Origin of the sequence: Limosilactobacillus gastricus DSM 16045 (genome assembly GCF_001434365.1) — a bacterium.
Classification (GTDB): domain Bacteria; phylum Bacillota; class Bacilli; order Lactobacillales; family Lactobacillaceae; genus Limosilactobacillus; species Limosilactobacillus gastricus.
This window is the reverse complement of record NZ_AZFN01000007.1, coordinates 53,227-68,059: the sequence shown is the minus strand read 5'-3', so window position 1 is coordinate 68,059 and position 14,833 is coordinate 53,227. Positions and strand designations below refer to the sequence as shown.

Annotated in this window: 13 protein-coding genes and 1 tRNA gene; 12 read left to right on the top strand and 2 right to left on the bottom strand. The window is 41.3% G+C overall.

Annotated elements, in window-relative coordinates; genetic code table 11:
• Nucleotides 1–8 precede the first annotated feature (8 nt).
• The 12 genes from dnaA to dnaB all read left to right on the top strand — a co-directional run bounded on the left by dnaA (nucleotide 9) and on the right by dnaB (nucleotide 14,131).
• Entirely contained in the window at nucleotides 9–1,325 is a 1,317-nt protein-coding gene (gene dnaA, locus FC60_RS03365) for a chromosomal replication initiator protein DnaA (RefSeq protein WP_007121852.1), read from the top strand.
• A gap of 167 nt (nucleotides 1,326–1,492) precedes the next feature.
• Complete coding sequence (gene dnaN, locus FC60_RS03360) at nucleotides 1,493–2,632, top strand: DNA polymerase III subunit beta (RefSeq protein ID WP_056937079.1); 1,140 nt, start codon at nucleotides 1,493–1,495, stop codon at nucleotides 2,630–2,632.
• Between the two features lie 216 nt (nucleotides 2,633–2,848).
• Nucleotides 2,849–3,076 (top strand): S4 domain-containing protein YaaA, encoded by a 228-nt coding sequence (yaaA, locus tag FC60_RS03355; RefSeq protein WP_040467908.1) that lies wholly within the window; start codon nucleotides 2,849–2,851, stop codon nucleotides 3,074–3,076.
• A 3-nt stretch (nucleotides 3,077–3,079) separates the two neighbouring features.
• Nucleotides 3,080–4,195 carry a DNA replication/repair protein RecF gene (recF, locus tag FC60_RS03350; protein WP_056937078.1) on the top strand — a complete coding sequence of 372 codons (1,116 nt, stop codon included), beginning with the start codon at nucleotides 3,080–3,082 and terminating at the stop codon, nucleotides 4,193–4,195.
• Between the two features lie 4 nt (nucleotides 4,196–4,199).
• The gene (gene gyrB / locus FC60_RS03345; RefSeq protein WP_056937077.1) at nucleotides 4,200–6,143 is read left to right on the top strand and encodes a DNA topoisomerase (ATP-hydrolyzing) subunit B; all 1,944 of its coding nucleotides are present in this window, start codon (nucleotides 4,200–4,202) and stop codon (nucleotides 6,141–6,143) included.
• 21 nt (nucleotides 6,144–6,164) lie between these two features.
• A complete protein-coding gene (gene gyrA, locus FC60_RS03340) occupies nucleotides 6,165–8,681 on the top strand; it encodes a DNA gyrase subunit A (RefSeq protein WP_056937076.1) in 2,517 nt (838 codons plus the stop codon).
• Between the two features lie 186 nt (nucleotides 8,682–8,867).
• The gene (gene rpsF, locus FC60_RS03335; RefSeq protein ID WP_007121848.1) at nucleotides 8,868–9,158 is read left to right on the top strand and encodes a 30S ribosomal protein S6; all 291 of its coding nucleotides are present in this window, start codon (nucleotides 8,868–8,870) and stop codon (nucleotides 9,156–9,158) included.
• A gap of 37 nt (nucleotides 9,159–9,195) precedes the next feature.
• Complete coding sequence (gene ssb, locus FC60_RS03330) at nucleotides 9,196–9,873, top strand: single-stranded DNA-binding protein (protein WP_056937075.1); 678 nt, start codon at nucleotides 9,196–9,198, stop codon at nucleotides 9,871–9,873.
• 30 nt (nucleotides 9,874–9,903) lie between these two features.
• Entirely contained in the window at nucleotides 9,904–10,143 is a 240-nt protein-coding gene (gene rpsR, locus FC60_RS03325) for a 30S ribosomal protein S18 (RefSeq protein WP_040467906.1), read from the top strand.
• A gap of 112 nt (nucleotides 10,144–10,255) precedes the next feature.
• Nucleotides 10,256–12,286 carry a DHH family phosphoesterase gene (locus FC60_RS03320; RefSeq protein WP_056937074.1) on the top strand — a complete coding sequence of 677 codons (2,031 nt, stop codon included), beginning with the start codon at nucleotides 10,256–10,258 and terminating at the stop codon, nucleotides 12,284–12,286.
• Between the two features lies 1 nt (nucleotide 12,287).
• Nucleotides 12,288–12,740, top strand: coding sequence for a 50S ribosomal protein L9 (gene rplI / locus FC60_RS03315; protein WP_007122756.1), 453 nt, complete (start codon nucleotides 12,288–12,290; stop codon nucleotides 12,738–12,740).
• A 20-nt stretch (nucleotides 12,741–12,760) separates the two neighbouring features.
• Complete coding sequence (gene dnaB / locus FC60_RS03310; protein ID WP_007122755.1) at nucleotides 12,761–14,131, top strand: replicative DNA helicase; 1,371 nt, start codon at nucleotides 12,761–12,763, stop codon at nucleotides 14,129–14,131.
• An 82-nt stretch (nucleotides 14,132–14,213) separates the two neighbouring features.
• Here the strand turns inward: dnaB and FC60_RS03305 are convergent.
• Nucleotides 14,214–14,286 (bottom strand) — tRNA-Lys (locus tag FC60_RS03305).
• 142 nt (nucleotides 14,287–14,428) lie between these two features.
• Entirely contained in the window at nucleotides 14,429–14,749 is a 321-nt protein-coding gene (locus tag FC60_RS03300; RefSeq protein WP_056937073.1) for a hypothetical protein, read from the bottom strand.
• Nucleotides 14,750–14,833: the final 84 nt, after the last annotated feature.

Here is a 14,833-nt window from a genome sequence, read left to right as displayed (position 1 = left end):
GAAACATTTTGACTGAGCTCGATTCTCTCTGGGAAGCGATCCAAAATGCTTTGCGTGAGTCTACTGCAGAAGTAACTTACACTAACTTAATTGCTCCGGCAAAAGCTGTTTCACTCGTTAATAATCGACTTACGATTCAATTGCCAACCGAAAATCACCTCGATTTTTGGCAGGATAACCTAATTAATAAGGTCCGCCAGTTGCTCTATAGCCAAACCGGTCAACCAATTGAACCAATTTTCATATTAGCGAATGGGATCTCACAACCAGTTCCAACGGTTGCCCCTACGGCACAAACGTCATATGAAACCCCGTTAAATCCCGAATATACCTTCGAAAACTTTATCGAAGGACGAAGTAACCAGATGGCTTATGCTTCGGCTTTCGCGGCTTCGGAACAACCGGGGGGTCTCTACAACCCACTCCTAATTTATGGAGGAGTTGGCTTAGGTAAAACGCACTTAATGCAAGCTATTGCTAATAATATGTTGACCCATAATCCTAATGCGCGGATTAAATATGTTACTAGCGAAACCTTCGTAAACGACTACGTTAATTCCATTAAAAATCGAAGCCAAGAACAGTTCCGCCAAGAATATCGGAATTTAGATGCTTTATTAGTTGATGATGTCCAGTTCTTTGCCTCTAAGGGAGAGACCCAACTAGAATTCTTCAATACCTTTAATGTATTGCATGATAATAATAAGCAAATTGTCTTAACCGCCGATCAAAATCCCAAACAAATCCCGAATTTAACCGAACGGCTCGTTTCTCGTTTCGTTTGGGGAGTTCCAGTAGAAATTACTTCACCAGAACTTGAAACGCGAATTGCCATTTTGCAAAGTAAGGCCGAAGAAGAGCACATCCAAGCTCCCAACGAGGTATTAAACTACATTGCATCAAAAGTAAATACGAATGTCCGGGAATTAGAAGGGGCCCTGATGCGGGTACGTGTTTTTGCTGAATTACAAAAGCAACCTCTTACCCCTCAAATTGCTGCAGAAGCTCTTCAGGGACTAGGCTTTGCTACCGAAACAACCTTATCAATTGATTTGATTCAAAAGAAGGTTGCAGCTTACTTTAACATTAATCAAAGTGATATTACTGGTAAGAAACGTTCGCAAAACATTGTCGTTCCTCGGCAAATCGCGATGTACCTATCACGGGAACTAACTGATAGCTCGCTTCCTAAAATTGGAAAAGAATTTGGTGGTAAAGATCATACTACCGTCCTACACGCAATTGATAAAATTGAGAAAAATATCTCCTCTGATTCTGGATTAGAAAAAGATCTTAAGAATTTACGAGATGAATTACAAGTATAGACCTGTGGAAAACTCTGGCATCTTCTTTAAGTTATCCACAAGTTATCCACAAGCATCTTATCCATGTCTAATCAACTAGTAACGACTTTTCCACAACTTACACAGGCCCTACTACTACTGCTATTTTTATTTTATATTTATATATAAAGCACCACGGAGAGATAATTATGAAATTTACAATAAATCGATTAGCTTTTATTAATGCCTTAAACAATGTTTTACGAGCCGTTTCTTCCAAAACAACTATTCCAATTTTGACAGGATTAAAATTAGTGGTTGAAAACGATCAAATCATTTTAACGGGAAGCAATGCAGATATCTCCATTGAAACCACAATCAATCAAACTGATGGTGAATATGCGTTAGTAGTTAGCGAACCAGGTGCAATTGTGTTACCAGCTCGATTCTTTATTGAAATTATAAAAAAATTACCTGATCAAGAAGTATCAATTGCCATTAATGATGGTTTTCAAGCAGTTATTACTTCTGGAACGGCAGAATTTACGGTCAATGGTCAGGATGCTAATAATTTTCCCCATTTACCAGAAGTTGATGGTACCAGTCAGGTCATGATTGCACCTGATATCTTACGAGAAGTGATTGAACAAACGCGGATTGCCGTTTCAAAGCAAGAAAGTCGACCAATTTTAACGGGGATTCACTTTACTTTAGCTAATGGTCAGTTAACGACAGTTGCAACAGACAGTCATCGGTTGGCTCAACGGAATGTGGCTGTGCCAACAAGTGAAGGTCAACAATACGATGTAGTTATTCCAGGAAATAGTTTGACCGAACTGTCACGGATGGTGAATGAAGTTGATGGCGATGTCACAATGAACTTCACGGATAACCAAATCTTATTCACCTTTGGACAAACGAAGTTCTATTCTCGTTTGTTAGAAGGTAACTATCCAGAAACAAGTCGGTTGATTCCGACATCCTCGGAGACAACCATTGAATTGGCAGCAGATAGCTTTTTAGCTTCCATTGAACGGGCTTCCTTGTTATCCCATCAAAGTCGTAATAATGTAGTTAAGTTGACTATTAATCCAAGCCTGTCGGTTGCTAAGATTAGTGGTAACTCAGCGGATGTTGGGAACGTGGAAGAAGCAATCAATGCAGAATTAATGGCAGGGAATGATCTGGAAATTTCTTTTAACCCTGATTACATGCGCGATGCTTTGAAGTCCTTTGGCTCTGCTAAAATTTTAATGTCCTTTACATCGGCACTGCGTCCATTTACTTTAGTACCGGCCGATGATCATGATAATTTTGTTCAATTAATTACGCCAGTACGGACTTACTAATCCAGCTGCTTTAAGCTCCTCGATTGAGGGGCTTTTTTGATTGACGGAAAGCTTATTTTTGATTTTAGAGGGCATTTAAGCCATTTTAATATCAAAAAGTCATTTTTCATTCAATTAAGTTAAGAATGCTTAAAAGACATATGAGAAGGCCGTTCGTTGTTTTTAACCTTAAAAAAGGCTATAATAGAAATGTATTAATTAAAGTAGGTGAAGAACGTGGATCAGGTAAAAACAATCAACATTGACCGGGAATTCATTACCTTAGGTCAATTATTAAAGGAAGAGGGCATCATCCCAACGGGCGGGGCAGCTAAATGGTTTTTGCAAGAAACCCCCGTTTGGGTAAATCAAGAACAAGATCAACGTCGCGGTCGAAAACTTTATCCTGGTGATCAAGTTCGAATCGGGGATCTTGAAGAAGTTGTGATTGGTGGTTTAGTTTAGGTAATGAAGTTACTTGATCTCCAGTTACGCCATTACCGAAATTATGAAGACCTGGAGATCCAGTTTAATCCTGGGGTTAATATTTTTATTGGGGAGAATGCCCAAGGAAAAACTAATCTTTTAGAGGCCATTCATGTTTTAGCTTTGGCGAGGAGTCATCGGACTAATCATGATCGGGAATTAATCCAATGGCAAGCAAAAACCGCGATGCTCAAAGGAAATGTGGAAAGATTTCCCGGGAAATTACCATTGGAAATTCAGATCAATGCGACGGGGAAACGCGTAAAGGTAAATCATTTATTCCAACAACGATTGTCTTCTTACATTGGCAATTTAAATGTAGTCCTTTTCGCCCCCGAGGATCTGGAATTAGTGAAGGGCTCACCACAATTACGTCGGCGCTTTATGGATATGGAATTTGGCCAAATGAGTAGCCGTTATTTATACAATATCAGTCAGTATCATCGTCAGTTAAAGCAACGTAATCAATATTTAAAACAGGTTAAGCAGGCCGGCAAATTAGATTCGGTCTTGTTAGGGGTAATGTCAGATCAGCTGATAGCATCAGGAGCTCAAATTATTCATACGCGTTATCAATTAATTCAACAATTAGAAACCTGGGCTCAAGAGCTACATCAACATATTTCAAGGCAAAAAGAGACCTTAACTTTAAAGTATGTTACTCAAGTTTCGGTGAATGACCAAACAACAGTTGAGGAAATTCAAAGTCAGCTAAAAACTTTGTTAGAAAAAAGTCAGGCCAGAGAGCAAATGTTGGGAACGACTTTAGTGGGTCCCCAACGTGATGATTTGCAATTTTTGGTTAATGATCAAAATGTGCAAAAATTTGGGTCCCAAGGTCAGCAACGAACAACGGCTCTTTCAGTTAAACTAGCTGAAATTGAGCTAATGAAAGCACAGACCGGAGAATATCCTTTGTTGCTATTAGATGATGTATTATCGGAACTTGATGACAATCGACAAACCCACCTACTAACGGCCATTCAAGACAAGGTCCAGACTTTTTTAACGACCACTAGTTTGGATGGGGTGGCGAAACAATTAATTCAAGATCCATCGATTTTTCGGATTAGTCATGGGCAAGTAAGTAAGGAGTAAAATCGTGAGTGAAATTAATGAAACGAAAGCGGAAAAAGCAAGAGAATACGATGCTAGTCAAATTCAGGTCTTAGAGGGATTGGAAGCGGTTCGAAAGCGTCCGGGAATGTACATTGGCTCAACAACCGCTCAGGGATTGCACCACTTAGTTTGGGAAATTGTTGATAATGGGATTGATGAAGCACTTGCGGGTTTTGCAAATGAAATTAATGTCGTCGTCGAACCTGATAATAGCATTACGGTAACTGATAATGGTCGGGGGATTCCGGTCGATATTCAAGCTAAAACTGGCAAACCAGCTCTAGAAACGGTCTTTACGATTTTACACGCTGGTGGGAAATTTGGCGGTGGCGGATATAAAGTTTCTGGTGGACTGCACGGGGTGGGGGCCTCGGTGGTCAATGCCTTATCAACTGAATTAGACGTACGGGTCATTCGAGAAGGTAAAGAATATTATATGGATTTTGATCATGGTCATGTCAAAACGGCTATGAAAGTGATTGATGATCAACGACCATTGACTGAACACGGAACTATCGTTCACTTTACGCCGGATCCAGAAATTTTCCGGGAAACAACAATTTATAATATTAAAACCTTAACAGAACGGATTCGGGAATTAGCCTTCTTAAATAAGGGCCTGAAGATTACGATTACTGATAAGCGCCCGGATGAACCAACTAAAGATGAATTCCACTATGAAGGTGGGATTCGACATTATGTTGAATTTTTAAATCAAGGGCATGAAGTCCTCTTTGATCCACCAATTTACGTCGAAGGGGAATATAAAGGAATTGCGGTTGAAGTCTCATTACAATATTCAGATGATTATCGAAGTAATTTATTAACTTTTACCAATAACATCCATACCTACGAAGGTGGGAGTCATGAAACTGGATTTAAGACGGGTTTAACCCGGGTGATTAATGACTATGGTCATAAAAGTGATCAGATTAAAGGGAATACGACCCTTTCTGGTGATGATGTTCGGGAAGGTCTAACGGCCGTGATCTCGATTAAACACCCGAATCCCCAATTCGAAGGTCAAACTAAGACGAAGTTAAGTAATTCTGATGCTCGGACAGCTACCGACCGGATCTTCAGCGAAACGATGAACCGTTTCATGATGGAAAATCCAGAAGTGGCGCATAAGATCGTGGAAAAAGGGTTGTTGGCGTCGAAAGCTCGTGAAGCTGCGAAACGAGCCCGCGAAGTGACGCGGAAAAAGAGCGGCCTAGAAATCAGCAATTTACCTGGTAAGCTAGCTGATAATACCTCTAAGGATCCCGCTATTTCCGAATTATTCATTGTCGAAGGGGATTCGGCTGGTGGGTCGGCTAAGCAGGGGCGGTCACGTTTAACCCAAGCGATTTTACCAATCCGGGGAAAAATCTTAAATGTGGAAAAGGCAACCTTGAACCGGATTTTAGCTAATGATGAAATTCGCTCCTTATTTACGGCACTGGGGACTGGATTTGGGGACGAATTTAATATTGACAAGGTCAATTATCATAAATTAATCATTATGACGGATGCCGATGTCGATGGGGCGCACATTCGGACCTTGTTGCTAACCTTGATTTATCGCTTTATGCGACCAATGCTTGAAGCTGGTTATGTTTACATCGCACAACCACCTCTATATCAAGTGCGCCAAGGTAAATTTATCCAATATATTGATACGGACGAAGAATTGGAGCAGGTGGTTAATTCCCTTCAACCGAGTCCGAAACCGGTTATCCAACGGTACAAGGGGTTAGGTGAAATGGATGCGGAACAACTTTGGGAAACCACCATGGATCCAGAGAATCGGCGTTTGCTACGGGTCCAGTTAGATGATGCCAAGCAAGCTGACGAAATTTTCCAAATGTTAATGGGAACCAAGGTTGGTCCGCGACGAGAATTTATTGAAGCTAATGCAAAATTTGTGGAAAACCTTGACTTATAGTCAGGTTGAGGAGGGTTAATAGTGGCAGATCAAGAACTACCAGGTCGAATTACCGACGTTAATTTGACCAGCCAAATGCGGAATTCTTTCTTGGATTACGCGATGAGTGTTATTGTTTCGCGGGCCCTACCCGACGTGCGGGATGGTTTAAAACCAGTTCAACGGCGGATTTTATACGGTATGAATGAATTAGGGGTCACCCCTGATAAGCCATATAAAAAATCAGCCCGGATTGTTGGTGATGTGATGGGAAAATATCACCCCCATGGGGATTCATCAATTTATGAAGGTCTGGTCCGGATGGCGCAAGACTTTTCCTACCGGTACATGTTAGTTGATGGTCATGGTAACTTCGGCTCCGTGGATGGGGATGGAGCTGCCGCCATGCGGTATACTGAAGCCAAAATGAGTAAGATTGCGGTTGAAATGTTGCGGGATATCAACAAGGATACCGTTGATTTTCAAGATAACTATGATGGAACGGAAAAAGAGCCACAAGTGTTACCATCACGGATTCCGAATCTGTTAGTAAATGGAGCAACTGGGATTGCCGTGGGGATGGCAACGAACATTCCAACTCATAATTTGGGAGAGGTTATTAGTGCCATTCATTTACTGATGGATAATCCTGAGGCCACGACCGAAGACCTAATGAAGGTCTTACCGGGACCTGATTTTCCGACCGGAGCAGTGGTCATGGGTAAGTCCGGAATTCGGAAAGCCTACGAAACAGGCCAAGGATCCATTGTGGTGCGCGCTAAGACCGAGATTGAGGAATTAAAAAATGGTAAACAACGGATTGTGGTCCATGAAATTCCTTATATGGTTAATAAAGCCAAGTTGATTGAACGAATTGCGGAATTGGCACGAGAAAAAGAAATTGAAGGCATTACGGATGTAAACGATGAAACTGACCGTGAAGGAATGCGGATTGTGGTTGACGTTCGTCGAGATGCCAGTGCCGAAGTCATTTTGAATAATTTATACAAGATGACGTTGATGCAAACGACTTTCAACTTCAATATGTTAGCGATTGTTGATGGGGCGCCTAAGATTTTAAGCCTCAAAGAAATCCTAACAAACTACTTGCAACACCAAGAAATTGTAATTAAGCGACGGACGGAATTTGATTTAAAGAAGGCCCAAAATCGGGAGCATATCGTTGAAGGATTACGGATTGCGCTTGATCATATTGATGAAATTATCAATATCATTCGGAGTTCGCAAACTAGTGACATCGCCAAGCAACAATTAATAAATAATTTCGGCTTGTCAGATCGTCAAGCTCAAGCAATTCTTGACTTGCGGTTGGTCCGTTTAACTGGTTTAGAGCGCGAAAAGATCGAGGATGAATATAATAAATTAGTGGCCGCGATAGCTGATTATAAAGACATCCTCGCTCACCGGGAACGAATTCAAAAGATCATCTATGACGAATTACTGGAAATTCAAGCAAAATTTGGTGATGAACGACGGACGGAATTACAAGTTGGTGATTTGAATAGTATTGAAGATGAAGATCTGATCGAAGAAGAAGAAATCATCGTAACTTTAACCCATAGTGGTTACGTTAAACGATTACCAGTTGATGAATTCAAATCGCAAAATCGTGGTGGTCGAGGAGTCAAGGGAATGGGTGTTCATAATGACGACTTTATAGAGCACTTAATTTCCAGCTCCACGCATGATAGTCTTTTATTCTTTACTAATTCTGGTAAGGTCTTCGCTATGAAAGGCTATGAGATTCCAGAATATGGCCGGTCAGCTCAAGGTATACCGATCATCAATTTGTTAGGGATTAATGGTGATGAACAGATCAGCGCGGTAATTAATGTTTCACATGAAACACAAACTGACGATGATGATCGTGATCTTTTCTTTGTGACGAAGGAAGGGACCGTTAAGCGGACCTCTGTTAATGAGTTCAAAAATATCCGGAGTAATGGTCTTAAAGCCATTAACTTACATGAAGGTGACGAATTAATTCATGTTGAAATAATTGATCAAGATCAAGCAATGATCTTGGGAACCCGACTTGGTTACTCGGTCAGCTTCAAAGCCTCAGCGGTTCGAAAAATGGGACGTTCGGCAGCGGGAGTTCGGGGAGTTCGCCTTCGTGAAGGTGACTATGTGATTGGGGCAGCCCAATTAAGCCCAGATAGTAACGTGCTAGTAATTAGTGAGCAAGGTTACGGGAAACAAACCCCCGCCACTGAATATCCAATTAAGGGTCGGGGTGGTAAAGGAATTAAAACCGTAAACATTACCGAAAAGAATGGACCATTAGTTGGTTTAACCACTGTCCAAGGCGACGAAGATTTGATGTTAGCTACTAACAAAGGGGTAATTATTCGCTTTGGCGTCGAAAGCGTATCGGTTACTGGGCGATCCGCAATCGGTGTCCATTTAATTAAGATGAATGATGATTCGGTGGTGGCAACGATGGCCAAGGTTGATAAAGAGCCAACCACGGACGAATCAACTGCCGATCAAACCACCAATGAGACTGAAGAAATTAGTCCTCAAACTGAAGAATAATGAATTAAGATCCTAAGTTTTGCGTATGTAATAATAAGCCGCAACTTAGGATCTTTTATAAGTTATTTCTTGTTATTTTGGTCATTTTATGATAGTATTCTATTCTGTGAGTATACGTAATAACGTCTGCTCTCCTTGCTCCTACCAATGAGCGGGGGCCTGAGTCCATAAGGAGGTGTAATATACATGGAAACACGTACATATGAAATTACTTACATCATTCGTCCTGATATTGAAGAATCAGCTAAGAGTGCTTTAGTAGCTAACTTCGACAAGATTCTTTCAGACAATGGTGCAACAGTTGTTGATTCAACTGATTGGGACACGCGTCGGTTTGCTTACCCAATTGAAAAGTACACTGAAGGTACTTATCATATCGTAAACATCACGACTGACACGGATGAACCATTAAATGAATTTGATCGTTTATCAAAGATCAACGACGATATCCTACGTCACATGATTGTTAAGCGCTAATCGCTTAACTAAATAATAGAGAGGAGTGTGAATGCCCATGCTAAATCGTGCAGTCCTAACTGGACGTTTAACTCGGGATCCAGAGTTGCGGTACACAAATAGCGGAACGGCAGTGGCACGGTTCTCAATTGCAGTTGATCGGCAATTTAGGAACCAACAAACTGGGGAACGTGAAGCTGATTTTATCAATTGTGTCATTTGGCGGAAGTCTGCTGAAAACTTTGTGAACTTCACTCATAAAGGGGCGCTAGTTGGGATTGATGGTCGGATCACGACCAGTAATTACCAAAACCAACAAGGTCAACGAGTTTACCGGACTGAAGTAACCGTAGAAAACTTTGCTTTATTGGAACCTCGTTCAGCACGGGACAACCAAGCTGGCAATAACCAATATAACAATGGTGGTTACTACAATAACGGTGCCAATAATGGTTTTAATGCCAACCAAGGCCAAGCAGCTTTTGGTGGACCAGCCAATAACTTTGGTGCAACTCCTCAAGATAATGGAAACGCTAATGATAATCCGTTTGGTGGTCAAGGACTCTTTGGTGAGAACACGACCCCAATCGATACGGATAGTTTACCATTTGCTAATTCATCTAATGAAGGATCAGCTAGTGATGCCATTGACATTAATGATCAAACGGCTTTGAAGAATGATCAAGCAAATGATAAAGATGATGATCAAAATTCATTAAGTGATGTTCCATTCTAATCACTAGATTCGATAAAGGAGGTTAATTTCATGCCACAACAACGTCGTGGAGGTATGCGTCGTCGTCGGAAAGTTGACTACATCGCTGCTAACCACATTGAATACATCGATTACAAAGATACTGAATTATTACGTCGGTTTATCTCAGAACGGGGTAAGATTTTACCACGTCGAGTAACGGGTACGAGCGCTAAGAACCAACGTCGTTTGACGATTGCCATCAAGCGGGCACGGATTATGGGCTTATTACCATTTGTTGCCGAAGATTAATTTATTGAGAAGTTAGGTTTGGTCCTAGCTTCTTTTTTATTAGACTGATCAATAATGCTTCTAGTTAGCTTATGGTATAATAAAATCAGTATTGTCAGAAAGGAATCCGACTGTGAAACAAGTGATAAATAAACAAAATTTGGATCAATTTTTACGGCGGACGACGGTCCTGTGGATCTTAGTTTTTGCATTCGTGATCGCCATCATCGGGATTATCATCGGTTTGATGTATGATTGGCGAATTGGGGCTAGCCTAGCCGTAATCGTTTTAATTGGAATGATTTATTCTTTTGCACGGCTCCAGCGGATCAATAATGACACTGAAGCATATCTAAACCAATTGGCTGTCCAGGTTAATCAAAGCCAAGAAGAGGCCTTGTTAGAGATGCCGATTGGCTTAATCTTGTTAACCGATGAAAACATTATCAAATGGATTAATCCGTATATGGCGAAGTATTTTGATCCACAAGAAATGATTGTGGGACGGAAACTGGCAATGGTTGATGATGACTTAGCTAAATTGGTAGCTAAACATCGGCATGATGATCAGACTTCTGTGGTTGAATGGCAGGGTTATAAATTTGAACTTCAAGTTCAGGATCAATTTAATACGGTTTATTTAACTGATATTACGGAATATGAGGAAATCTCGGATCGTTATCAGCGAGAACAACTTTTCCTGGGAAATATTTTCCTAGATAATTATGATGAAATTACTAAGGGAATGAGTGATTCGATGGTTTCGAATCTCAGTAACTATGTGACTTCCCAACTGAGTCAGTGGGCCAAGGATCATGATCTTTTGTTAAAGGTGATCGATGATGATAACTATTTATTAATCGGTCATAACTATTCATTAAAAGCCCTCGAAAACGAAAATTTCGACGTTCTAGATACCATTCGCCAAAATACTTCCCAACAAAACTCTCCAGTAACGATTAGTATGGGAATTGCCTATGGACAAAGTAACTTAATTCGCTTAGCTAATATGGCCCAAAAGAACTTGGATTTAGCCCTCGGTCGTGGAGGCGATCAGGTAGTTGTGCGTATGGAGAGTGGTCAGGCACGGTTCTTTGGTGGTAAGACTAATCCGATGGAAAAGCGAACGCGGGTCCGGGCGCGGATGATTAGCCAGGCGTTACGTGATTTAATGAATCAGGCTGATAATATTTTCGTGATTGGACATACTCGCCCAGACTTAGACTCAATTGGAGCCTGTTTTGGAATTCGTCGCTTGGCGGAAATGAATGATCACGAAAGCTGGATTGTGCTGGATGATGATGAAACTAATCATTCTGATATTGAACGCTTAATGGGTGAAGTTGATAATTACCAAAGTATCAAAGAACACATTATTAACCCTGAGGAAGCCTTAAAAAAAGCCACGGATGCTAGCTTACTAATTATGGTTGATCATTCTAAACCAAGTTTGTCAGCGTTCCCTAAATTAACCGAACGGCTAGCTAACCGGCTCGTGATTATTGATCATCACCGTCGGGGAGAAGAATTTCCGGAAAATCCCTTGTTGGTTTATATTGAACCATATGCATCTTCAACTTGTGAATTGATTACGGAAATGTTTGAATATCAACCACGAGAAAGCAAGGGATTAAATAAACTTGAAGCAACCGCAATGTTGGCTGGAATCCGAATCGATACTAAGTCTTTCAGTCAAAATGCGGGAACGCGGACATACGATGCAGCTTCTTACTTACGGTCAGCTGGGGCTGATGGTAAGATGATTCAATATTTAACCAAAGAGACCCCCGCTAACTTCATTCAACGGAACCATTTAATTGATACGGCTGAATTTATCGATGATGCCATGGCGATTTGTGCCGGCGCTGATGATCAGACATATGATTCCGTGATTGCGGCCCAGGCGGCGGATATGCTCTTACAAGTGTCAGGAATTCAAGCGTCCTTTGTGATTACGCGGCAGAGTCCTGACATCGTTGGAATTTCGGCCCGCTCAATTGGTGATTTTAATGTTCAAGTCATTATGGAGCGTTTAGGTGGTGGTGGTCACTTAACCAATGCTGCGACACAGATTAAAGATACGACGGTCGAAGCGGTTAAAGCGCAGTTAATTACTGAATTAACCAGTGATCAAGAAGCAGAATCAGAAACGGAGGAAGAGTAAAATGAAGGTTATTTTTACTGAAGATGTTAAGGGACGCGGTAAGCGAGGCGAAGTGAAAGAAGTTTCTGACGGCTATGCCCAGAACTTCTTGATTCCACGCGGGAAAGCTAAGGCTGCAAATAAGGCCGCAATGAGCGAATTGGCAGGGCAAAAGCGGTCGGAAGAAAAGCATGCGGCTGAAGAGCTAGCCGAGGCAAAGAAACTTAAAAAAGTCTTGGAAGACGATAAAACTGTTGTTGAATTACAAGGAAAAGCTGGTTCAGATGGTCGGATGTTTGGTTCGGTTTCAACCAAGCAGATTGCGGCGGCCTTGGAGAAACAATATCAAATTAAGTTAGATAAGCGAAAGATGGAACTAGCTGCCCCGATTAAGTCACTGGGTTATGTTAATGTTCCGGTAAAACTCCATCATGAAGTTGAAGCAACCTTACGGGTACACATTGCAGAAAAATAAATGCAAGAACTGAGGGAATCATGGATAATACGGCAGAACTCACGCGGACACCACCGCGGAACCTTCAAGCAGAACAAGCCGTTTTAGGGTCAGCCTTATTAACAAAGGACGCCATTGTGGAAGCAATGGAATTCGTCCAACCTGATGATTTTTATAGCCGTCAACATCAAATCCTCTATGCGGCCATGTTGCACCTTAATGATCAAGATCAACCGATTGATGTCATTAATTTACAAAACGAACTCACGCGGACCAATCAATTGGACAATGTGGGAGGAGTGCAATATTTAGCCGAATTAGCAGCAGCAGTTCCAACGGCGGCTAATGTGGCTTATTATGCTCGCATCGTCCGTGATAAGGCAACGGCCCGGCGTTTGATTGAAACCGCAACTAAGATTGCGAGTGAAGGCTATGAGGATCGTCAAGATGTGACGACGATGTTGGATGAAGCCGAACGATCAATTTTAAGTGTTGCTGAGAGTAACACGCAAACTGATCTCCAAAGCATCAATACACTTTTAGGGCAATCAGCTGATCACTTACAAGAATTAGCACAACAGACGACGGATGTAACGGGACTTCCAATGGGGTATCAACAATTGGATCGAATGACGACCGGCTTACATGCGGACGAATTGATCATTTTAGCAGCCCGGCCGGCAATGGGAAAAACGGCCTTTGTCTTAAATATTGCACAAAATGTGGCAGCCCATAGCCAAGAACGACCAACTGTGGCAATTTTTAGCCTAGAAATGGGAGCTGAATCACTGGTAAATCGGATGTTGTGTGCCGAAGGAAACATCAACGCCAATCACTTGCGAACTGGGAACATGAATGCCGATGAGTGGGAACAATTTTGGGTAGCGTCACAGACCTTGAGTGAAGCCAAAATTTTTATTGATGACACGCCAGGAATTAAAGTTGCTGAAATTCGGGCGAAGTGCCGACGACTTGCCAAGCGCGAAGGAAATCTAGGTTTAATTGTGATTGATTATCTTCAATTGATTGAAGGATCCAACTCGGAAAGTCGGCAACAAGAAGTTTCGGAAATTTCGCGACAATTAAAAAAGCTTGCCAAAGAATTAAGTGTGCCAGTAATCGCCTTATCCCAATTATCACGGGGAGTGGAACAGCGACAAGACAAACGGCCAGTGCTATCAGATATTCGAGAATCAGGGTCGATTGAACAAGATGCGGATATTGTTGGGTTCCTATATCGGGAAGACTACTATACTCGTGAACAAGGCGCTGAGCAGCAAGATGAAACTAATAGTCTAAGCGAAGTTGAAGTAATCATTGAAAAGAACCGGAGTGGCCCGCGAGGAACGGTCAAACTCCTCTTCAATAAAGCTTATAATAAATTCGCTTCAATTGATTATGAAGAAGCTTAAATTATCAAAGAACCTGGGAGCTAATTGCTACCAGGTTCTTTTGGTATACAAAAAACCGACCACCTAAAGTGATCGGTTACAATGGGCAGTCAGGGGATCGAACCCTGGACACCCGGATTAAGAGTCCGGTGCTCTGCCAGCTGAGCTAACTGCCCGTGTCTCGTCTTTGACAACATAAATTATAATATCAGGTACCCTTTAGTTTGGCAATACTTTTTAGTAACTTTTTAAAAAAAGTTGCCGAATCAACGGATCACGATCTGCTTTGCTTATGTTGTTAAGACGAGTACTACTTAATTAGGCTTTTCGATAGTAAAAACTTCCAAATACTAAAATGCAAAAAATCAAATAAGCTCCCAATGAGACCCCATTTACCAGCGCATTAACAAAGATTACGGCTGTAAAAGTGTAACAAAAATATCGATAGAAATGAAAGTTAGCGGGATTTTTAAAAGCACCTCTAAAGGCAAGTACAATGAGCAGAATCACAAAACCAAGAAAAGCAAAAAGTTCTCGATAGTTATTACTAAGCGATAAATCGGTATGATTCATTAAACTAGCAAAAAAGATGAGGGCAATCCCAATTGTTCCCACCAATGATAAGAAGATTTTCTTCATGGTCACTACCTCCGTTATGTTTGTACAACATTATTATCTCATAACTATCAATTATTATAAATAAATTACTGAAAAAAAATAGCG